A 21,434-nucleotide genomic window follows, 5' to 3' on the forward strand; every position below is an offset into this window, starting at 1 on the left:
ACATCAGGACACGTGATCTAGTTGTTGGTCAGTTCGCGGTATTTGCCGGACACAACAGCCGCAATATTGGTCCATTCTTCAATGTGGCTCTGCTTGCCGATCTGGGCGAGATATTCCTGATCGATCGTGCTTTCGACCGTCCGTCCGGCATCGCGATCGGCAATTTCACGTGTCAGATGTTGCGCAACATAGATCGCGGTCAGGGCGGTCATTTCCCGGTGCGGTAAATCCATTGGCCGATGATGATAGGCAACCGCCTGAATGACAGGTGCCGGAAACCCCCACAATCCCAGCAAATAGGCACCGATTTCGGCATGTCCGGCCCCGAATTGTTCGGCCTCCGCCTGATCAATTGAAATGCCTTCTTTTTCAACACGGTCAATGACCGCCTGCATCTCATCAGGGCGCTTGGTATAAAGGATCAACGTCCCGATGTGACTAAGCATCCCGATGGATGGCACAGCATGGCAAATTTCACGCGGAAGCCGTTCATATTCGGCAATTAGGGCGGCAGTAACGCCAATCTGCTGGGAGCGGTGGCACAGGCGCTTAAGATTGGCTGCCTGACTGGCCGGGCCGTCAAAGCCCCGATACAGCCCGACAAAAAGGGCCAGTGCCTTAAGCGTTTCCATCCCCAGCATCCGTACCGCGTGCGCGACAGACGAAACATTCTGCGTCACCGCGAAATAGGACGAGTTGGTAAGTTTCAAAACTTCGGTGGTCAGCGCGATATCGGACTCAACAATTTTGCTGATGGTATCAAGCGCGTAGTTCGGGTTCGAAAAGGCCGTTTCCAGACGCATGTAGGTGTCGGGCGGCGAGGCGAGGCTCTTGGAACCAGCGACAAGGCTTCTAAGTTCGGGGCTTCGCAACAACTGACGCAGACCCAGCGCGTTTTCGATACTGTCGACCAGGGTTTCATGATCGCATGGCTTGCTCAGAAACTGGTGTGCCGGGCCAATAGTGCGCAGATAGGATGCGTTATCGGCATGACCAGTCAGAATGATACGTACGGCATCCGGATGGGTTTTCTGCAAGGTTTCAAGCAAGGTCACACCGTCCATGCCAGGCATCTGGATGTCTGAAACGATGACGTCGAGATCCTTGTTTTCGGCAAGTTCGATGGCCTCAGACCCGCTATTTGCGAAATAAAGGTTCCACTCGGGACGGGTGCTGCGCAGACGTCGGCGCAATCCGTTCAGGATGTTGGCATCATCATCAACAAACAGAATTTGGTGCATTTTACCCGCTTCTTCTTAAATACATTTTTGCAGATGGGGGTGGGCGGAACCCCATACAAGATCGCAATATCACAGGCCGGTTCCCTGCGCGGTCCGGCACATATATGGCGCTGCCGTTGCAAACACATTGCCCCGCAATATCGATCGCACGATTGTCAGATCCGTAACAGGGCGCAAGAAAACCATGCAACGCGATAAGTATTGTGTAATCATATATTTATGCCAGTGAACCAGGTGGCTTAATTGTCATGTTTTGTCAGAATGTTCACTGTCATTGACGAGTATACTTTATAAGAATTCTTGGAACCGCGGTGTCCAAGCGCTGTTTCCGATTGATCGGGGGTACCGCCCACCAGATGACAACACGCACCAAACTGGTCGACGCGATCAAAAAGCATCAGCTATTTGTCATGAAGCAGCCCGGGGGTCGGCGATTGCAGCTCCGCAATGGCAACCTGTCGCGCATCAAGATGAGCAAGATCAGTCTTGAAGATGCGGTGCTTCCCGGTGCCAATTTCATCCAGGCCCAGATCCAGGATGTCAAATTTGATTTCTGTGATCTGTTCGGAACCAACTTTGTCGAGGCCAATCTCGAAGGTTCAAGCTTCATGCGCGCCGACTTGCGCGGCGCCAACATGGCGCGTGCCAAACTGCGCAATGCCAACCTGACGGGTGCCGATCTTCGATCCGGCGTAATGGTGATTGTCGATGCCGGACGCGAAAAAAAGGTCAAACGACAAACAGATCTGACCAACGCAGACCTTCAGGGATCGGTGATGTCCGGTGCCAATCTGGCCGAAAGCAACATGTCCGGTGCCCGGCTTGCCGATGCGGATCTGAGTGACGCCAACATGTTTGCCGTGAACCTTGCCGGCGCGGATCTTTCAGGCTGCAACCTGTCGGGCGCAAAGCTCAAAAACGCGAACCTCAAGGGTGCAAAGCTCAAGGATACGCTTTTGCTTGGCACGGACTTGTCGGGTGCCAATCTGCGCAATGTTGATTTGGCGAACGTTGATCTGTCGCAGGCCAATACGTCAAACTCGATTGGCAGCAAGGCTGCAACGCCGTTGCCCGATGATATCCGCATTTTGCTTAATGCCCATACCGAGTGGCTGACAAGTGGCGGCATATCGGGCGCACGCCTTGATGTAACCGGTCGTGATCTGACCGAACTTGATTTCACCGGGTTTGATCTTTCAGCGGCATGTTTTGATGATTGCATCCTGCGCGGTGTTTTGCTGGTCGATACCATTCTGGTCATGGCATCGATGCGCAATGCCGATTTGTCCCGCGCCCGGCTGAGCGGGTCGATCATGAATGGTGTGCGGATGTCCTATGCCAACTGCACCAAGGCCGTGCTTCAGGGCGTCAAGTTCGGTGGCGTCGAACAGCGCGATGCCAAGGGACAGAAAACGGGCGAGGTCTGGCGCGCAGACCTTCATGCGACGGACTTTTCACACGCTGACCTTCGAAACTCGGTTTTCGATGAGCCCCACATGAAGGGGGCCAAGCTTTGCAAGGCCAATATTTCCGGTGTCGCCTTTGGTGAAACAGACTTAAGCGACGTCGATCTTGACGGTACCAACACCGGCTCGATTCTGACCGGAATCATCCCCGGTAAGGTTTAGTATCCAACCCTGCCAGGGCGCGGGTTCACTAAGCGTTCGGATAGTTTTTCCCACTTTTTAAAGACTTAAACCGTCCCAATGTCGCGCAATGTCTTAAACAAATTGCGTTGCGGGGAAACTGCGTCATTCTATAATCCAGAATAATAAGAATCTAATTTAGAATCTCTGGGGTTTTCTACTGAATGTCATCGCGTTCGGAATTGATTGATTCAATCAAAAAGCATCAACTTTATCTCAATCAAAAGCCCGGCGGCGTGCGCATGCAAAAGCGCAACTGCAATCTTTCCCGCATCAAAATGAGCAAGATCAGCCTGAAAGAGGCGGTATTGCCCGGTGCAAACTTCATACAGGCATCGGCGCGCGACGTTTGTTTCGATTTCTGCGACCTGTTTGGTGCAAACTTTGTTGAGGCTGATCTCGAAAATTCGACCTTTGAACGCGCCGATCTGCGCGGGGCCAATATGGCACGGTCCAGTTTGCGCAATGCCAACCTGAACGGCATTGATCTGCGCGCAGGCATCATGGTGGTCCTTGAAGGGGCTCGTGAACGCACGGTCAAACGCGAAACCGACATGTCAAATACCGACCTTGAAGGTGCCATGATGTGGGGGGCCAATATGGCCGGTGCCAACATGTCGGGATCGCGCCTTGCGCACACGGATATGAGTGACGCCAACATGTTTGCCGTCAATCTCGAAGGCGCTGATCTGACCGGGTGCAAGATGAATGGCGCAAAGCTTCGCAATGCCAACCTCAAGGGGGCGAAGCTTGCCGGGACGGAACTTGTCGGGGCGGATCTGAGCGGTGCGAACCTTCGCAATGTCGACTTGCAGGATGTCGATTTGTCGCAGGCCAACACATCCTACTCAATCGGTGGCGGTACACCGACGGCCCCGCTGGTTGAAGATATTCGCGAACTTGTAAACGGCCACAGTACCTGGCTGGCAACGGGCGGCAAAACCGGCATGCCAATGATTGCTGCCGGTCGCGATTTGTCGGGCATGGACTTTTCGGGCATGGACCTGTCCGGGGCCGTCTTTGACAAATGCATTCTGCGCGGCACGCTTTTTGTCGATACCATTCTTGCCATGTGTTCGATGCGCGAAGCCGACATGCAGAAAATCCGCATGAATGGTGCGGTGCTCGATGGTGTGCGCATGGCGGGATCGGACTGTAGCGAAGGCGTGTTTCAGGGCGTTCACTTTGGCGGTGTCGATCAGCGCGACAAGAAGGGTGAGAAGACCGGCGTCGTCTGGAACGCGGATCTTTCGGATGTCAATTTCGAACAGGCCGATTTGCGCAACTCGGTATTTGACGAAGCCAAGATGAAGGGCGCCAATCTGACCAAGGCAAACGTTGCCGGCGTCGCCTTTGGCGCCACGGATCTAAGCGAAACCGAGCTTGAAGGTGCCAATGTCGGTCTGATCCTCAATGGCTATATTCCCGGCAAGAGATAACCTTTGCCGATCACGGCCCGAAAACGCAAAACGCCGCCCTCATCGAAGGCGGCGTTTTTTAGTGCACAGGACTTTGATCGCTTAGCTGCGGTAATCCGCATTGATCGAGATGTAACCATGCGTCAGGTCACAGGTCCAAACCGTGGCCGCGCCATCGCCAAAGCCAAGATCGGCATCGATGTCGATATACTGGCCCTTGATGTGGGCTTCGACCGGGCCTTCGTCGTAATCGGCAACACGTTCACCGTTCTTGGCCAACGTAATGCCACCGATTGCAACGCTCAGCTTGTTCGGATCGGCGGTTACACCGCATTTACCAACCGCCATGACGATACGGCCCCAGTTGGCGTCTTCACCAGCAATCGCGGTTTTGACAAGCGGGGAGTTGGCAATGGCCTTCGCGGCAGTTTTGGCTTCTTTTTCGTTCACGGCACCGGTGACTTTGACGGTGATGAATTTCGAAGCGCCCTCGCCATCGCGAACGATCTGATGGGCAAGATCACGCAGTACGTCTTCAAATGCCGCCTTGAACGCGGCAAGTTCCGGATCGTTGACGTCACTAATCGCATCATTGCCCGCCTTGCCGGTGGCAGCCACCAGAAGCGTGTCCGAGGTCGAGGTATCGCTATCAACCGTGATCGCGTTGAAGCTGCGATTGTTGCAATCGGCCAGAATGGACTGCAAAACGCTGTGCGGCAGGGCGGCATCGGTAAACACAAAGCTCAACATGGTTGCCATGTTCGGCTCAATCATGCCCGATCCCTTGGCGATACCGGCAATGGTCACTGTCTTGCCATTGATGGTCGCGGTGGCTGACGCGCCCTTGGGGAAGGTATCGGTGGTCATGATGGCCTTGGCGGCGTCAAGCCAGCCGGCCTCATTGGCCAGAAGATCACCCAGTGCATCGGTGATGCGGTTTGCCGTGGTCGGCTCGCCAATCACGCCGGTCGATGCAGTAAAGATTTCGGTTTTTGCGCAACCCAGCGTCTTGGACGCGGCTTCAACCTTGTCAGCAACGAACTTTTCGCCTGCCTTGCCGGTGAATGCGACGGAGTTGCCCGCATTGACAAAAAAGGCACGTGCCGTACCCCCCTTAAGCGCCTCGCGTCCCCAGCGGACCGCCGCCGATGCGGTGGTCGACGTGGTGAAGACACCAGCAACCTGCGTGCCTGGCGCGAGTTCGGCCAACAGCACATCCGGGCGCCCCTTATAGCGAATGCCAAGGGTTGCGGTATGCAGTTTAACGCCAGCAATCGCCGGAAGGTCTGGGAATGCCGCAGGGGCAAGCGGTGAAATGGCAGTCGCAACCATCAGTGCAGTTTCCTTTATTGGATAAGTCGGTCCATCCTGCCGCAATGGCGACGAAAAGCAAGCGGCAGAATGAATTTACGCGATCAAATGATGTGTAAAAAACGGGGCGAAGCCAATGGCTGCACCCCGTTTTCGAATTCTCTGAAGCCAGTCGCGATCAATCGATGCTGACCGCGAAGTCTGCGGGATTATTCCGCCGGCTTTTCCTTGGCGGCTTCTTCTTCTGCCTTCGCGGCTTCGATTTCGACATAGTTGACGATTTCGGCATCAGAACGCAGGTCTTCGACAAGTGCGTTAAACGCATCGCGGCTGATTTCGGCCACCAGCTGCTGACGGACTTCGTCAAGTGACGGCTGGGTGCCTTCTTTTTTCTCTTCAACCTTGATCACGTGCCAGCCGAACTGGGTCTGAACCGGCTCGCTCGAATAGGTGCCCGGTTCCATGGCAAAGGCTGCCTCGGCAAACGGTGCAACCATGTCGGCACGGTTAAAGAAGCCAAGATCACCACCGTTCGGGCCGGACGGGCCGGTCGATTTTTCTTTGGCGAGTTCGACGAAGTCGGCACCATCGTCAAGTTCTGCGATGATGGCTTTTGCGTCTTCTTCGCTTTCAAGCAGGATATGGCGGGCGTGAACCTGCGGCTCCGGCTCGTTGGTTTTGATGAATTCTTCGTATTTTGCTTCGATCGCATCATCGGTGATCGCGTCACTGAGCGCACGATCCAGATAGGTTTCCGCGATCAGGCGGCGCTCAAGCGCTGCGATCTGTGCTTTGACTTCCTCGTCATCAGCCAGACCAGCTTCGCTGCCGGCATCCATCAGCAGGCGCTGATTGATTTCACGGGTCAGAAGATCCGCCTTAAGCATGTCAAATGGAAGCTGGCGATACTGTTGCGGCAGGCCCTGCTGGGTTGCGCGGACTTCTGATTCAAGAATGTCCTCACCATTGACCGTCGCCAGCACCGGGTCTTCTGCCGGTGCAGCGTCCTGTGCCATGGCAGGGGATGCAAAAATAACGGTTGCCAGGGACGCAGCAAGAAGGGATTTGCGCAGCATAGTTTCTCCAGACTTTGATTTCAGATGGGCTTATGCCCAATGCCTCTGCCCACGGGTAAAACACATAAGTTGTGCCTGCACAAGGCTTCGCCGTGGATGTCGCACCTTTTGGCAAAGCTTTCTGTCTAAAATGTGAAGAAGCTAAATTTGCGTGTCAGCATGTTGTGATGTGTATCTGTGCGTTCACGCGTTCATGCCACGCAAGGCGGGAAATGCTCGGACAACAGTTATGTGAAATTTTGACATGGTTGGGACTGTTCAGGCCTGAACGTCAAACAGCACTTCACCGACTGTTCCTTGTGACCCGTCTGTTCGGGTGAAACCCGATTTGGCCACTAGATCCCCGCCGATCAGGCGTTCATCCAATGGTGTGATCATGGTCAGCGATATCGATTTGATGCCTTCGCTTGCCAAGCTGCTCTGGCTTCCATCGGCACGTAGTAGAACGAGCGAACTGAACACAGCATCACTTTCGTCAATCACGCCATCCTGGTTGTCGTCATATTTGGCCAGCTCGGCAAAACCGTCTTTGGCCCCGTTCTGGTCGCCAAACAACTCTGTGCCGTCGTTGATTTTGCCATCCCCGTTGCGATCAAGTGCCAACAACGCATCCCCGCCACTGACCCAAGCGGTTTGATCCTCTTCGCCATCGCCGTCAATGTCGAATGTGACGCCGCTGGCAACGTCGGTGACATCAATGCCATTGCCGTCAAGGTCCAGGATAAGGGGGTCCACCTGCTGATATATCTGACGAATTTCAATGCTTGTATACTTGATGCTGATTTGCTCAATCTTGGCATTGATCTCGGCCATGGAAATGCCCCCACTCATTCGGCCCGAGGAACCGCTTTGAAGCTGAGTAAGGTCAATATTGACGGCTTGGGATATCATCTGCAGGGAACCTACATCGGCCTTGATGTCGCCCGAAGCAATCCCCTTTACGAGTGATTCGACAGATATGCCATTGGGAACGCCGTCGACACCGCTGATCGCAACATCACCAAGCGGACCATCGGCCATCTCAGAGGCCATCTGACGTGCTTTTTCGGGCGGGACGCCAATCATCGAAAGAATGATAAAGGCATCATTATCCATTCGGCCCTGCGCATCCTGAATGGCAGGTTTGACAGCATTCAGAATATCGAGCGCATTGGTTTGCACTTCAAAAACCGGCAAATGGGCAAACGGTTCCGGCGCATCTTCAACTTTCTCGTTGGCTTCAGCGCTCAGGTCCACCTGATCTGCAATCGCGCGCTGGACCTTACTCAGCTGCCCCGCATTTGTTTTTTGCGCAGCAACGCTTTCGGCAGCAGCCTTGGCTGCTGCCTGCGCGCCGGCATAGGCATCCATGCCGGCTGTACCGGTTTGCTGTGGGGGGACCATGTTCGGGTCAAGCATCATTCAGCACCTCCTTCCTGAAGGGCTGCGGGATGTCGGTCACGACATCCCGTCGCAGTTAAATCAGAACATCCTGTTCCTGTGTCGGGTCAATGACGGGCACGGTTTCACCATTCGGGAACGTGAAGGTGGCCTTGCCATCATCCTGACCAAAGAGGCCCATCGGCATCATCATATCAACGGTCAGCTGAAGCGGACCGGCACCCTCGCCAGTACCGTCAACCGGCTGATTGATGCTGCGTACGATCAGGGTTGCCTGTTCCATGAACTGTTCGGTGATCTGGGCATTCAGGGCCGCCATCCGTTCAGCCGCAAGCGCCTGACCATTGGTCTGCGCAGTACCGGCTGAGTCGCCTTCTTCGGACGTATCGTCAGAACCGACTGTTGCATTCATCAATTCACGAATGAATTCAGCGACTCCGTTGTCATTGATATCAAACAGAAGTCCGCCATTCTCGGCACTGGCCGGGTTGCCCAGCATATCCACAAGCGACCCGCCACCCAGTCCATCCATGACCGCGCCAAGTGCGCCAAGGGCTGCACCGGCACTGTTGCCAATTGCGATGGCTTGGGTCTTTACAACTTCAATCTTGGCGGCCTCGTAATTAAACGAGAACTCACCGGTTTCATTGTTGATGCTGATATCCAGCGACTGGACCGCCATCATGGCGGATTCCGATACGCCAACCGCGGCACCATTGGCCCCGGCATAGGAAATAGCGGTTTTGCTGTGGCTGGCGATCGCCTGATCAAAGGAAAACTCGAACTGGTCCTGCCCGCTGGCAGCATCGCGAATGCCATTGAACATGGCATCGGTCGCAGCAATCGCATCTTCTTCGGACATGCCCGAAAGCGCGAACATTTCCTGCACACTGCCGCGAATCATCTCAAGCGACGCATCAAGTGCGCGTTCAAACAGTTCTTCGGTTGTCAGGGACTTGTTCGACAGCGACTTGCCTGCCGCCGGGGCAAGCTTCTGGCTGTCATTGTGTGCGGCAAGCGCATCGTCTGACAACGCAAGCGGATCAACCTGATTGCGGGCATCAGTTCGCGCCTGTGCGGCACTGTCACCGGCATCGGGATTACTTTTTGAAATGGGCTGACGCGCATCCTGAAGGGCGGATTGACCCTGACGAAATGGATTAAGCGCTGAGAAATCGACCATAATCCTCCTCCTGAGGACGTGATTTGGCAGCGCTTTCGGGGCAACCCTGCGTGCCAAAACGAGCTACGTGCTCTGTTAGGGTTTAAAACTATTAGGCGAATGGTACGCCGATTTCTCGCATTTCTCAAGCAAGAAGGGATCAACAGCCAAAAACGAAAACGTGAAACCGTCCGGATGTGTCCGGGGACTGCGGTGAAAACCGGTAATTTTCAGCCCAACATTAGCGATATTGGCTCGTTCCGTTGACAGATGGCAGGCAGGGTTCTATCTGTGATCGGGCTCCGCTTTCTGTCGGGCCTCATTGTGTCTTAATTTATTTGTTCAGGAACGTATTAATGCTCGGCGCTATTGCCCGGAAAATTTTCGGTTCAGCTAACGATCGTGAAGTCAAAGCCCTGCGGGCCACGGTCGAGCAAATCAATGCCCTGGAACCCGAAGTCGAAAAGCTTACTGATGACGAACTGCGCGCCCGGACCGATTGGCTGCGCGAACGTCTCAGGAATGGCGAGACTCTGACCGACATCCTTCCTGATACCTTTGCCACCATCCGCGAGGCATCCAAACGTGTCCGTGGTGAACGTCATTATGACGTGCAGCTTCTGGGCGGCATGGTTCTGACATCTGGCAAAATTGCCGAGATGAAAACCGGTGAAGGTAAAACCCTGGTATCGACCTTGCCGGTCTATTTGAATGCGCTTGAAGGCAAGGGCGTTCATGTGGTGACGGTGAACGACTATCTCGCAAGTCGTGACGCGGAATGGATGGGCGAGGTCTATGGCTTCCTTGGTCTGACGGTGGGCGTGATCATGCATGGCATGACCGATGATCAGCGCCGTGCGGCTTATGCCTGTGACATCACCTATGCGACCAATAACGAGCTCGGCTTTGATTATCTGCGCGATAACATGAAGTTCCGTCTCGAAGACATGGTGCAGCGCCCGTTCAACTTTGCGATCGTCGATGAAGTCGACTCGATCCTGATTGACGAAGCCCGTACCCCGCTGATCATTTCGGGTCCTGCCGAAGACAGCTCCGAACTTTACCGCTCGATTGATGCGCTGATCCCGAAACTGATCGAAGAAGACTTCGAAAAGGACGAAAAGGCGCGTGCGGTTACCCTGACCGAAGAAGGCACCGAACACGCCGAACAGCTTCTGATGGAAATGGGCATCCTGACCGAAGGCACGCTTTACGACGTTGCCAACGTTCATCTGGTCCATCACGTCAACCAGGCGCTGCGTGCGCACAAGTTGTTCCAGAAAGACACCGACTATATCGTCAAGGACGACAAGGTCGTCATCATTGATGAATTTACCGGTCGTATGATGGAAGGCCGCCGTTATTCCGATGGTCTGCATCAGGCACTGGAAGCCAAGGAAAAGGTCAAGATCCAGAACGAAAACCAGACTCTGGCATCGATCACCTTCCAGAACTATTTCCGTCTCTATCCGACCCTTGCCGGGATGACCGGTACGGCAATGACCGAGGCCGAAGAATTCGAGGAAATCTACAATCTTCAAGTTGTCGAAATCCCGACCCATCGCCCGATTGCCCGTAAAGATGCCGATGACGAGATTTATCGCACCGCCAATGAAAAGTGGATTGCGATCTCTGAACAGCTTGAAGATTGCCACAAGCGCGGCCAGCCGGCTCTTGTCGGGACGGTCTCGATCGAGAAATCGGAAATTCTGTCCGACCTTCTGAAAAAGAAAAAAATTCCGCACGAAGTTCTCAACGCCAAGCAGCATGAACGCGAAGCCTTGATCGTGGCCCAGGCCGGCGCGCCGGGTGCGATCACGATTGCCACCAACATGGCCGGTCGTGGTACCGACATCAAACTTGGTGGCAACGTTGAAATGCGCGTTGAACATGAACTGGCCAATGTCACCGACGAAGCCAAACGTGCCGCCGCGATTGAAAAAATCAAAGCCGAGGTCAAGGCTGATCAGGAAAAGGTTCTCGCCGCCGGTGGTCTGTTTGTGATCGGGACCGAACGCCATGAATCACGGCGTGTGGATAACCAGCTGCGTGGTCGTTCCGGCCGTCAGGGTGACCCGGGTGGATCGAAATTCTATCTTTCGCTTGAAGATGACCTGATGCGCATCTTCGGATCCGAGCGCATGGACGGCATGCTGCAGAAACTTGGTCTGCAGGAAGGTGAAGCAATTTACCATCCGTGGATCAACAAGGCGCTTGAGAAAGCCCAGCAGAAGGTCGAGGCACGCAACTTCGACATTCGTAAGAACGTTCTGAAGTTTGATGATGTCATGAATGACCAGCGTAAGGTCGTCTATGAACAGCGCCGCGATCTGATGCAGGCCAAAAACGTTGCCGAAGACGTCGCTGACATGCGCGCCGAAGTCATCGAAGACATGGTCGACAAATACTGCCCGGCCAAGGTCTATCCGGAGCAATGGGAAGCCGCCAGCCTGCACGAAGAAGTTACCCGTCTTCTGGGTCTTGATCTGCCGATTTCTGATTGGGTCAAGGAAGAAGGCATCGATCAGGAAGTCATGCGCGAACGCATTGAAAAGGCTGCGGATGCGAAAATGGCGGCCAAGGTTGCCAACTATGGTGCCGATATCATGCGCCAGGTTGAAAAAAGCCTCGTGCTGCAGCTCCTTGATCAGTCATGGAAAGAGCACCTTCTTGCCCTTGACCACCTCCGTCAGGGCATTGGTCTGCGCGCCTATGGTCAGCGCGACCCGCTCAATGAGTTCAAGCGCGAAGCGTTCAACATGTTTGAAGCCATGCTGGTGTCCTTGCGCGAACGCGTAACCCAGATGCTGTCGCATGTCGAACTTCAATCGACCCCGCGCCCCGAAGACCTCGAAGCACCCCGCCGTCCGCAACAGGAAATGCGCGAAAACCGCGACGAACTCGAAGCAACCGAGCAGGGTGTCGATACCGCAACCGTTCAGTCGCGTCAGCCGGGCAACTTTGATCCCAACGATCCGTCGACCTGGGGTCGTGTGGCGCGTAACCAGGCCTGCCCATGCGGATCTGGCAAAAAATACAAGCATTGCCACGGTCAGCTGAACTGATCGTATTGGCCATGAATTGAAACAAAAAGCGCGCTCCTTCGGGATGCGCGCTTTTTCTTTGTCAGTTTCTTGCTGTCAGGGCCTTGGTTGGCAGGTGGTTTTGCAGGAACTGTTTGACCGGGTCCAACACCGCATCATCGGTTGTCAAATAGAACCCAAGCGCAATCAGGGTTCCTGCATGACCCGTTTCGGGGACTTCGACAAGTTCTGCATTCGGGGCCAGTTCGGCGAGTTTGCGCGAGTTGCGCGGTAAAACCGTGTGATCACGGGTGCCTGTAATCAACAAAAGCGGCGGCATATGTGCAAGATCCATCGCGACCGGCTGGCTCTGATTGGCCGGTGTTTCGCCAAACGCATTTTTGGTGGCCGCAACATCATAGGGGTAAAAATCATACGGGCCGGAAAGCCCGATGATGCCGGCAATGTCATCGGCATCAATCCCGACAGCTTGCAGATATTGTTGGTCCGCAACCAGCTGAACGGCGTTATAAGCCCCGGCGGAATGACCGGCCAACATAATCGGGACATCTTTGATCTGACCCGGATTTTGTTCCGCGTAGTTTTTCATAAAGGCGATCGCAGACGCGCCGTCCTCGATAAAGTCCGGAAAACGAACATCGGGCACCAATCGGTAATCATGAATGGCAACCGCATAGCCAAACTCGGCAAAGCGTTTGGCGATAAAGGCATACTTGCCGCGATCACCAGAATCCCATGACCCACCATAAAACCAGATCACAAGTGGGGCGGGCTGCAGGGAGGGATCGGGCAGATAAAGATCCACAACCTGCCGCTCATCCGGCCCATAGGAAAGTGCCGCGATATCAGGTTCTAAATCACCCGCCTGCCAATGATTATAAGCACCAAGCTTGTCACATCCGGCCAGAAGCACCATTGCGACAATGGAATTGGTCGTCATGCTCAGAAACTTTTTGGGAAACATTCGGGGTGCCGATCTATGCAAAAATTATCGTTTATATAGTCAATACGTTAGCGCACTGAATTCCGTTTAAAACAATCAAATGGATGTTTGCACTGACCACGCCCGTTATGTCGTGGGATTTTGACAATCCGGAGCTGTAAAGCAGCACGTCGCATGTGTATTGTTGGGATGTATTTATTAGTCCTTAATTGCCTGCTCCCTAGACTTTCCGGGCAAAGTTCAAATTCGGAGATCTCGTCAAAGTGTCCTCATTCGATCAACTGTCCAAACGCGCAAAAAAGCTCGAAAATCAGGGCCAGATTGACGAAGCGATCAGGCTGTACGAACAGTTTCTTCAGGACTACCCGAAAAACACACGCGCGAAAGCAGCTCTTGAGAAATTGCGTGATGCTGCATCCGGAAACGGTGTTTCTGCTCAGGAGGCGTTTACAAAAGCCTCCAAACTGATTGATCAAGGCGAGTTTGCAAAAGGCGTTGAGCTTGCCCGTCAACTCTTGGAATACGCGCCCGAAAATGCCCAGATATGGAACCTTCTTGGATTTGGCTATGCAAAAAGTCAAAACCCGGTCGAGGCTGAAAAATGTCTGCGCAAAGCCATTGAGATCGATAAGAATTTCGGAATGGCCTGGGTGAATATTGGTAAGCTGTTTTCAACGCAAAACAAGTGGGACCTTGCGTTGCAGGCATTTCAGAATGCCAGTTACATCGAACCGCAAAATGCCGGCGTTCTGAGTTCGATCGCAGGCATCCTGGTAGAGATGCGGCGCTTTGATGAGGCTGAGAAATTCTGCGTGATGGCGATCAAATACGATCCCAACCTGGCGGAGCCGTATCTTAATCTCGGGATCATCCTGTATCGCAAGAAAAAGCGCGGTGCTGCCAAACAGGCCTTTGAAAAAGTCGCCCAACTGCGGCCGAACAATATGACGGCACTTTCCGACTATCTCTATGTTCGCGCACAAATCTGCGACTGGTCTGAACTTGCACCCGAATTTAAGAAGGTGAAGCCGATTGGAAAACCGGGCAACTCGGTCTCGCCCTTTTCCTTCCTGCATTTTGACGATGACCCATACGCGCAGAAAAAGCGTTCTGAAAACCGGGCCCAGGAACTTGCCGTGCGAGAAGTCGTTCCGAATTTCCCGCGTCCGTCTTTACGCCCGCAGAAACTCAAAATCGGCTATTTCTCCGCTGATTTTCACAATCATGCGACGCTTTCCTTGATGATGGGGCTTTTCGGTCTCCACGACAAAAGCCGATTTGAAATACATGCATATAGTTACGGCGGTGTCACGGATGGTTGGCGTCGTGGCGAACTTCAGAAACTGGTTGAAAAAAACTGGGACGTTCGCGGTGCATCGGACCGCGAGATTGTCGAGCATGCCCGTAACCAGGGGATCGATATCGCGATTGATCTGAAGGGCTATACCCAGTACGGGCGGCCACAGCTATTTGCCTATCGGATGGCGCCAATTCAGATCAACTATGTTGGTTATCCGGGGACTTTGGGGGCCGACTATATCGACTATCTGATCGCAGATCACACCATCATCCCCGGTGAATACAAGAACGCATACTCCGAAAAAATCATCTACATGCCGCATTGCTATCAACCCAATGACGGCGGCCGGGAATTCCCGGAAAACACGCAAACACGCACGGAGCTGGGCTTGCCCGAAGACGGCTTCGTCTTCTGTTCATTCAATGCCAACTACAAGATTTCGCCTCGTGAATTCGATATCTGGATGCGCTTGCTTAAGAAGGTAGATGGTTCTGTCCTGTGGCTCTTCGAAGGAAGCGAGGACGCGATGCTCAACCTTCGCAAGGAAGCCGGAAATCGCGGCGTGGATCCTGCACGCCTTGTCTTCGCAGGCTTCTTGCCCGAGGAACAACACCTCGCACGTCACAAACATGCTGACCTGTTTCTGGATACCTTCAATGTGAACGCTCATACCACGGCAAGTGACGCGCTTTGGACCGGGTTACCGCTTGTAACACTTCCCGGAAAACAATTTGCCGCCCGGGTCGCCGCAAGCGTTCTAAAGGCGGCAAACCTGCCCGAACTGATTGCCAAATCGGAAGAAGAGTATGAGGCAATAGCCCTTGATCTGGCTTTGCACCCGGAAAAGACCGCTGCCATGAAGGCAAAGGTCAAAAATAACGTCAAAGCCTGTCCGCTGTTTGATACGAAATCATATACCCGTGATTTGGAGCGGGGCTATGACGCGGTTTATGAACGTTATCTCAGCAATCAGAACCCGGTAGATATTGACCTTGGCAGCCAGTGAAGTGCGCGCAGATATTGCACCCATAACGAGGACGAAGTCTTGACGTCGGCAGTTGAAAAGGCGCTTTCGCGCGCCAAAGAAGCGATGAAAAGCAATCAGTTTGGGTTGGCCGTCTCCATCTGCGAAGAACACCTCAAAGCCGAACCAAATTCAGTCGTGTGCTGGGATATGTTGGCAAATGCCCATTTCCTGAAAAAGGATTATGAGAAGGCCACTCTCTGCTTCGAGAAGGTCGTCGAGCTTGCGCCACAAAGTCCAAAATCCCATCAAAACCTGGGTATGTTTTATCAAAGCATCGGCAAGTTTAACGAGGCGCTACAGTGTTTTCAGCGCGCGGTTAACTGCGATGCAAACTATGCCAGGGCGTATAACGGTGCCGGGAATGTTCTGGTGAACGTGGGCCAGATTGATACTGCACAACAGTATTTTGCCAAGGCCCTTCAACTTGATCCTCAATTCGCCGACGCTTACAGCAATTTGGCCCGCGTTTTCTTTATCAAGGGTCAATTTCAGGCTGCAGCACAGGGCTATGCAAAGGCGTATTCTCTTGATCCTGAGATGAAAAGTGCCTTGGCCAGCCAGTATTACAGCTCTGCGATGATGTGTGATTGGTCTGGTTACGAAGAATTTTCAAAGGTCGCCAGCACATTAGGCGTCGAGGGAGAAGTTGTTTCGCCATTTCCAATGCTCAAACTCGAAGATGCACCGGAAAGGCAATTGGTCAGAAGCCGCAGGCTCGTGATGTTCAATTTTGGTCACGGTGCCCAATGGCAAGGGACGCGCCCAACCAAACGTCCGGGCAAGCTGCGTATTGGATATTTCTCGGCCGATTTTCAGGATCACGCGACGCTTGCGTTGATGATGGGGCTGCTGCGTCACCATGATCACGATAAATTCGAAATCCACGGCTTTTCATATGGGCTTATCAAGGAGAGCCGAAGCCTTGATGAAGCAAAGAACTACCTGGATAGTTTCACCGATGTCGAACGGGCATCCGATGATGAAATTGCCGAGCTTGCACGACAAAAGCAGATAGATATCGCGATTGATCTCAAAGGCCATACGAAATTGGGGCGCCTTGGAATTTTTGCACGCCGTGTCGCCCCAGTTCAGATTAACTATCTTGGCAACCCGGGGACCATCGGGGCCGACTTCATCGACTATATGGTCGTTGATAAGGTCACGGTTCCAGAAACGCACAAACAGTACCTTTCGGAAAAACCGATCTATTTGCCGTATTGTTATCAGCCTAACGATGATCAGCGCAGCATCGCCGATACAAAAACAAGCCGCGCTGATTTCGGCCTGCCTGATAGTGGGTTCGTTTTCTGTAGTTTCAACAACACCTACAAAATTTCGCCGCGGGAATTTGATATCTGGATGCGGCTCCTGAAACAGGTCGAAGGTTCGGTGCTTTGGTTGTTCAAGGGCAATGACTACGCGGCGCAAAACCTGCGTAAAGAGGCGCAAAAACGCGATGTCGATCCGGATCGTTTGATCTTTGCCGAAAAGTTGTCCCAAGCGGAACATCTTGCCCGTCAGAAACATGGCGACCTCTTGCTTGATACCTTTAACGTCAATGCACACACAACGGCAAGTGACGCGCTTTGGGCCGGTTTGCCGCTTGTTACCCTGCCCGGAGAACAGTTTGCTGCTCGTGTGGCTGCAAGTATCCTGCGCGCTGCAAACTTGCCGGAATTGATAGCAAAGGACGAGGCGGATTATGAGGCCATCGCCCTTGATCTGACACTGCACCCAAAAAAAATTGCGGCCTTGAAGCAGAAGCTAAACGATCAGAACAAGATCTGCCCTCTGTTTGACTCAGAAGGCTACACCCGTGATCTCGAAGCAGGCTTTGAAGCAGCTTATGACCGATATCTTAACGGATTGGCTCCCGATGACATCGAAGTGCAAAGGAAGAAGTCTTGACGTCGGCAGTTGAAAAGGCGCTTTCACGCGCCAAGCAAGCGATGAAAAGCAATCAGTTTGGATTGGCTATTTCCATTTGTGAAAAGCATCTCAAGACTGAACCTGATGCAGCTGTGATTTGGGTTTTGTTGGCAAATGCCCATTCTGCCCAAAAGGATTATGAGCAGGCTTATGCTTGCTTCAAAAAGGTTGTTGATCTTGCGCCACAAAACCCGAAGTCCTATCAAAATCTTGCTGTGTTTTATCAGGGCATAGGGAAGTTCAACGAAGCCCTCCAATGCTATCAAAAAGCAGCCAGTTGCGATGCGAACTATGCCCCGGCCTATAATGGTGCGGGCATTGTTCTGATGACAGTTGGCCAACTTGATGCGGCCCAACAATATTTTGCCAAGGCGCTTCAGCTCGATCCGCAGTTTGCCGACGCCTATAACAATCTGGCCCACGTATTTTTTACAACGGGACGGTTTCCTGCTGCTGCCCAAAGCTATGCCAAGGCCACTGATCTGAACCCGTATCTGACAAGTGCCTTGGCAAACCGCTTTTATAGTTTGGCAATGATGTGTGATTGGTCAGGCCTTGAAGGCTTTTCACGTGTTGCCAAGACCTTGGGGATTGAGGGTGAAGATGTTTCACCCTTTTCGCTGTTGGTGCGTGAAGATGCACCGGAGCGGCAATTGGCGCGTTGCCGCAAGTTCGTTTTGGCTAAATATGGCCGAGGCGCAAAGTGGCAAGGGACCGCTCCATCAAAGCGCCCATCAAAATTACGGATCGGCTATTTTTCTGCCGATTTCCATAACCATGCAACATTATCGCTGATGATGGGGTTGCTCAGAAACCATGATCGCGACAAATTCGAAATCCACGGTTTCTCCTATGGCGCGATCAAACAAAGCCAAAGCCTGAATGATGCCCGGGACTTTTTCGAGAGCTTTTCAGATGTAGAACGTGCTTCTGATGCGGACATCGCGAAACTTGCCCGCGAGAAAAGCATCGATATCGCCATTGATCTAAAAGGGCATACCCAGATGGGCCGAACCGGCATTTTCGCCCAACGCTTGGCGCCGGTGCAGATCAATTATCTGGGATATCCCGGATCAATTGGGGCCGACTTCATTGACTACATGATTGTCGACAAGGTCACCGCGCCTGAAACGCACAAACAGTATTTTTCCGAAAAGCTGATCTACCTGCCAAATTGCTATCAGCCCAACGATGACCAGCGCCTTATTCCGGCGACGAACACAACGCGCGCTGATTTCGGTCTTCCGGAAACCGGCTTCGTATTCTGCAGTTTCAACAACACCTACAAGATAACCCCGCGGGAATTTGATATCTGGATGCGGCTTCTGAGTAAGGTTGAGGGCTCGGTTCTTTGGGTGTTCAAGGGTAACGATTACGCCGCCGAAAACCTGCGCAAGGAAGTGCAGAAACGTGGCATTGATCCAGGCCGTTTGGTCTTTGCCGACAAGATGCCGGAACCGGAACATCTCGCACGCCATAAGCATGCCGACCTCTTGCTTGATACCTTTAACGTCAACGCGCACACGACGGCGAGTGATGCGCTTTGGGCCGGCTTGCCACTAGTGACCTTGCCCGGGGAGCAATTTGCAGCCAGGGTGGCGGCCAGCATTTTGACGGCGGCCAATCTGTCGGAGCTGATTGCCAAGGATGAAGCGGACTATGAAGCCATTGCACTGGATCTGGCGCTTCATCCCGAAAAGACCGCGGCCTTGAAGCAGAAGTTACAACAACAGATCAAGACCTGTCCGCTGTTTGATACGGTCACCTATACACGAGACATCGAAGGTGCATTCGAAGCCGCATATGACCGTTATCTGAAGGGCCTTGCGCCCGATGACATTGATCTGACCCGCGCAAAGTGACCGTCGATGCTTTCTGCACTTGGCGAAGGTTTGATGGCGCGATAAAACAGTGCCATGACAATACAACAACCAGATAAAGGCTGCATGTCGGTTGACCTGCGCCAGGGCAAAATCCCGGAAAAAACCGTGTTCGTCAGTGCGGTCGCGCTGGTCGATATCGATCATCGTGTGCTGATCGCTCAGCGCCCGGAAGGCAAATCCATGGCTGGTCTGTGGGAGTTCCCCGGCGGCAAGGTCGAGGCGGGTGAAACCCCCGAAATGGCGCTGGTGCGCGAGCTCAAGGAAGAACTTGGCATTGATATCACCGAAAGCTGCCTGGCACCCTTTACCTTTGCATCCTTCACTTATGATGATTTCCATCTGATGATGCCGCTTTATCTGTGCCGCGTCTGGAAGGGTGAAATCACCCCGATGGAAGGCCAGCAGGTGAAATGGGTGCGCCCGGTGCGTCTGGGGGATTATCCGATGCCGCCGGCCGATGTACCGCTTGTGGCGATGCTGCGCGATTTTCTGTGAGCCATCTGCCCGTTTGTGGCGTATGAGATCGCGCATTGAAGTTTGAATGATGTTGTGGGGATATGATGTCTGATCCGGTCCGTGCCTGTCTGATTATTATCGGCAATGAAATCCTGTCTGGCCGCACCCATGACAAGAACCTGCCCTATCTGGCAGAGGAACTGAACGCGCTTGGTGTCCGCCTGGCCGAGACCCGCGTCATTCCCGATATCGAAGCCACCATCATCGATACGGTCAATGAATGCCGGGCAAAATTCGATTACGTCTTTACCACCGGCGGTATCGGCCCGACCCACGATGACATCACATCGGAATGTGTTGCCAAGGCATTCGGGGTGGCGATTGAACTCAATGCAGACGCGCACGACTTGCTTAAAAGCCATTATGAAAACCCCGAAGATCTCAATGAAGCACGCCTGCGGATGGCACGTATTCCGGTCGGGGCGGAACTGATCCAGAACCCGATTTCCAAGGCACCGGGTTTCCGCATGGAAAATGTCTATATCATGGCCGGTGTGCCGATGATCATGCAGGCCATGTTCCAGGGCATCAAACACCAGCTGATTGGCGGCAAGCCGATGGTATCGCGTTCTGTCGGCGGCTATATTCCAGAAGGCACGATCGCCAAGGTGCTTGGCGAAATTCAGGCTGATTTCCCGGAAACCGATATCGGATCCTATCCGTTCCTGCGTGAAGGAAAGCTTGGCACCACGCTTGTCGTGCGGGGCGAGAGTGCCGATGACGTCAATCAGGCATCTGATCGCATTCGCCTTGCCATCATCGAAGGTGGCAAGGACGTGATCGAGGATACCGGTGCTGTCTGATTGCCTTAGCCAGTGGCCTTGAATTGCGTTTGATCAAGGTAATGTCTTCGGGCTGTGTCTAGAATTGTTCTGACCTTTTACGGGAAGACAACATGACCGATCAGAACCATGATCCGCACAATGACGCGCGCAACAGTCAGGCCGCTCGCGAAGCCCGGTCGATTGTGAAATTCATGATCGAACACACAGCTTATGGCGGGTTTGGCGCGCTGGTGTTCGGGGCGTTGGTTCTGTATTTCGATATTGGCGGGATTTACAGTCTTGCGACGTCATCGCGCGATGCGCCGATCTTTATCTTCTTGCTGTTTTTTGGCCTGTTTGTGACCTTTGGCAGCATCAGTCTGGGCATCGGGATCATGACGCTTGGCGGGTTTTCTGATGATGACCGCTATCGCGATGAACGCACCCGCAACCGCAATTCTGATGACAGAAAATAGAAAGGCGCCGTTTGGTGGCGCCTTTCTGGAACGATGAAACCCTGCCTTATGGCCGGTCCGCACCGGATTTCTTGGCGATCACGCGGGCAACCAGCATCCCGATGATCCAGCCCGCCAGCGGCACAATGAAAATGTAATCAAACAACGGGTGGCTCGAATCCCCGCCCGACGCCGCCAAAATAATCCCGACCCAACCCGCGGTCAGAAGATAGCCCATGATCTTGAAATAGACCCCGTTCGACAGTCGTTTTTTTTGCGGCGGCTGTTCGGGATTGTTCGGTTGGCTTGGTTCGCCAGACATTCGGTATTCCTTGCGTT

Annotated in this window: 16 protein-coding genes; 9 read left to right on the plus strand and 7 right to left on the minus strand. The window is 53.4% G+C overall.

Features of this window, described 5'->3' with window-relative positions; all coding sequences use genetic code 11:
• Positions 1-17: 17 nt before the first annotated feature.
• Positions 18-1,241: an HDOD domain-containing protein gene (locus AC5Q5A_RS02680; RefSeq protein WP_493894251.1), complete on the minus strand. Its 1,224-nt coding sequence runs from the start codon at positions 1,239-1,241 to the stop codon at positions 18-20.
• A gap of 356 nt (positions 1,242-1,597) precedes the next feature.
• Between AC5Q5A_RS02680 and AC5Q5A_RS02685 the strand changes: the two genes are divergently transcribed.
• Positions 1,598-2,869 carry a pentapeptide repeat-containing protein gene (locus AC5Q5A_RS02685; protein WP_493894252.1) on the plus strand — a complete coding sequence of 424 codons (1,272 nt, stop codon included), beginning with the start codon at positions 1,598-1,600 and terminating at the stop codon, positions 2,867-2,869.
• A gap of 182 nt (positions 2,870-3,051) precedes the next feature.
• Positions 3,052-4,326: a pentapeptide repeat-containing protein gene (locus tag AC5Q5A_RS02690; RefSeq protein ID WP_493894253.1), complete on the plus strand. Its 1,275-nt coding sequence runs from the start codon at positions 3,052-3,054 to the stop codon at positions 4,324-4,326.
• Between the two features lie 81 nt (positions 4,327-4,407).
• Here AC5Q5A_RS02690 and argJ read toward each other — a convergent pair whose 3' ends face one another.
• The 4 genes from argJ to AC5Q5A_RS02710 form a co-directional block, all read right to left on the minus strand.
• Positions 4,408-5,637 carry a bifunctional glutamate N-acetyltransferase/amino-acid acetyltransferase ArgJ gene (argJ, locus tag AC5Q5A_RS02695; RefSeq protein WP_493894254.1) on the minus strand — a complete coding sequence of 410 codons (1,230 nt, stop codon included), beginning with the start codon at positions 5,635-5,637 and terminating at the stop codon, positions 4,408-4,410.
• Between the two features lie 188 nt (positions 5,638-5,825).
• On the minus strand, positions 5,826-6,692 hold the full coding sequence (locus tag AC5Q5A_RS02700) for a peptidylprolyl isomerase (RefSeq protein WP_493894255.1): 867 nt from the start codon (positions 6,690-6,692) through the stop codon (positions 5,826-5,828).
• A 258-nt stretch (positions 6,693-6,950) separates the two neighbouring features.
• Positions 6,951-8,093: an SPM autocatalytic domain-containing protein gene (locus AC5Q5A_RS02705; protein ID WP_493894256.1), complete on the minus strand. Its 1,143-nt coding sequence runs from the start codon at positions 8,091-8,093 to the stop codon at positions 6,951-6,953.
• Positions 8,094-8,148: 55 nt separating this feature from the next.
• Positions 8,149-9,255: a hypothetical protein gene (locus tag AC5Q5A_RS02710; RefSeq protein ID WP_493894257.1), complete on the minus strand. Its 1,107-nt coding sequence runs from the start codon at positions 9,253-9,255 to the stop codon at positions 8,149-8,151.
• Between the two features lie 335 nt (positions 9,256-9,590).
• Between AC5Q5A_RS02710 and secA the strand changes: the two genes are divergently transcribed.
• Positions 9,591-12,299, plus strand: coding sequence for a preprotein translocase subunit SecA (gene secA / locus AC5Q5A_RS02715; protein ID WP_493894258.1), 2,709 nt, complete (start codon positions 9,591-9,593; stop codon positions 12,297-12,299).
• A gap of 61 nt (positions 12,300-12,360) precedes the next feature.
• Here secA and AC5Q5A_RS02720 read toward each other — a convergent pair whose 3' ends face one another.
• Complete coding sequence (locus AC5Q5A_RS02720; RefSeq protein WP_493894259.1) at positions 12,361-13,218, minus strand: alpha/beta hydrolase; 858 nt, start codon at positions 13,216-13,218, stop codon at positions 12,361-12,363.
• Positions 13,219-13,484: 266 nt separating this feature from the next.
• On the opposite strand from AC5Q5A_RS02720, the gene AC5Q5A_RS02725 reads away from it, so the two are divergent.
• From AC5Q5A_RS02725 to AC5Q5A_RS02750, 6 genes are all read left to right on the plus strand, one after another.
• A complete protein-coding gene (locus AC5Q5A_RS02725; protein WP_493894260.1) occupies positions 13,485-15,527 on the plus strand; it encodes an O-linked N-acetylglucosamine transferase, SPINDLY family protein in 2,043 nt (680 codons plus the stop codon).
• Positions 15,528-15,611: 84 nt separating this feature from the next.
• Positions 15,612-17,456: an O-linked N-acetylglucosamine transferase, SPINDLY family protein gene (locus AC5Q5A_RS02730; protein WP_493894261.1), complete on the plus strand. Its 1,845-nt coding sequence runs from the start codon at positions 15,612-15,614 to the stop codon at positions 17,454-17,456.
• A complete protein-coding gene (locus AC5Q5A_RS02735) occupies positions 17,453-19,339 on the plus strand; it encodes an O-linked N-acetylglucosamine transferase, SPINDLY family protein (RefSeq protein WP_493894262.1) in 1,887 nt (628 codons plus the stop codon). The genes AC5Q5A_RS02730 and AC5Q5A_RS02735 overlap by 4 nt, the downstream gene beginning before the upstream one ends.
• An 84-nt stretch (positions 19,340-19,423) precedes the next feature.
• On the plus strand, positions 19,424-19,855 hold the full coding sequence (gene mutT, locus AC5Q5A_RS02740; RefSeq protein ID WP_063088498.1) for an 8-oxo-dGTP diphosphatase MutT: 432 nt from the start codon (positions 19,424-19,426) through the stop codon (positions 19,853-19,855).
• 62 nt (positions 19,856-19,917) lie between these two features.
• On the plus strand, positions 19,918-20,679 hold the full coding sequence (locus AC5Q5A_RS02745) for a competence/damage-inducible protein A (protein ID WP_493894263.1): 762 nt from the start codon (positions 19,918-19,920) through the stop codon (positions 20,677-20,679).
• Between the two features lie 92 nt (positions 20,680-20,771).
• The gene (locus AC5Q5A_RS02750) at positions 20,772-21,116 is read left to right on the plus strand and encodes a hypothetical protein (protein ID WP_063088499.1); all 345 of its coding nucleotides are present in this window, start codon (positions 20,772-20,774) and stop codon (positions 21,114-21,116) included.
• Positions 21,117-21,162: 46 nt separating this feature from the next.
• Here AC5Q5A_RS02750 and AC5Q5A_RS02755 read toward each other — a convergent pair whose 3' ends face one another.
• On the minus strand, positions 21,163-21,417 hold the full coding sequence (locus tag AC5Q5A_RS02755; protein WP_493894264.1) for a hypothetical protein: 255 nt from the start codon (positions 21,415-21,417) through the stop codon (positions 21,163-21,165).
• Positions 21,418-21,434: the final 17 nt, after the last annotated feature.

This window comes from Thalassospira sp. CA1, assembly GCF_059052855.1.

Bases quoted from the DNA above. Each gene is read 5' to 3' on its own strand.
- AC5Q5A_RS02680 (WP_493894251.1), bottom strand. From the start codon at position 1,241: ATGCACCAAATTCTGTTTGTTGATGATGATGCCAACATCCTGAACGGA.
- AC5Q5A_RS02685 (WP_493894252.1), top strand. From the start codon at position 1,598: ATGACAACACGCACCAAACTGGTCGACGCGATCAAAAAGCATCAGCTA.
- AC5Q5A_RS02690 (WP_493894253.1), top strand. From the start codon at position 3,052: ATGTCATCGCGTTCGGAATTGATTGATTCAATCAAAAAGCATCAACTT.
- argJ (WP_493894254.1), bottom strand. From the start codon at position 5,637: ATGGTTGCGACTGCCATTTCACCGCTTGCCCCTGCGGCATTCCCAGAC.
- AC5Q5A_RS02700 (WP_493894255.1), bottom strand. From the start codon at position 6,692: ATGCTGCGCAAATCCCTTCTTGCTGCGTCCCTGGCAACCGTTATTTTT.
- AC5Q5A_RS02705 (WP_493894256.1), bottom strand. From the start codon at position 8,093: ATGATGCTTGACCCGAACATGGTCCCCCCACAGCAAACCGGTACAGCC.
- AC5Q5A_RS02710 (WP_493894257.1), bottom strand. From the start codon at position 9,255: ATGGTCGATTTCTCAGCGCTTAATCCATTTCGTCAGGGTCAATCCGCC.
- secA (WP_493894258.1), top strand. From the start codon at position 9,591: ATGCTCGGCGCTATTGCCCGGAAAATTTTCGGTTCAGCTAACGATCGT.
- AC5Q5A_RS02720 (WP_493894259.1), bottom strand. From the start codon at position 13,218: ATGACGACCAATTCCATTGTCGCAATGGTGCTTCTGGCCGGATGTGAC.
- AC5Q5A_RS02730 (WP_493894261.1), top strand. From the start codon at position 15,612: ATGAAAAGCAATCAGTTTGGGTTGGCCGTCTCCATCTGCGAAGAACAC.
- mutT (WP_063088498.1), top strand. From the start codon at position 19,424: ATGTCGGTTGACCTGCGCCAGGGCAAAATCCCGGAAAAAACCGTGTTC.
- AC5Q5A_RS02745 (WP_493894263.1), top strand. From the start codon at position 19,918: ATGATGTCTGATCCGGTCCGTGCCTGTCTGATTATTATCGGCAATGAA.
- AC5Q5A_RS02750 (WP_063088499.1), top strand. From the start codon at position 20,772: ATGACCGATCAGAACCATGATCCGCACAATGACGCGCGCAACAGTCAG.
- AC5Q5A_RS02755 (WP_493894264.1), bottom strand. From the start codon at position 21,417: ATGTCTGGCGAACCAAGCCAACCGAACAATCCCGAACAGCCGCCGCAA.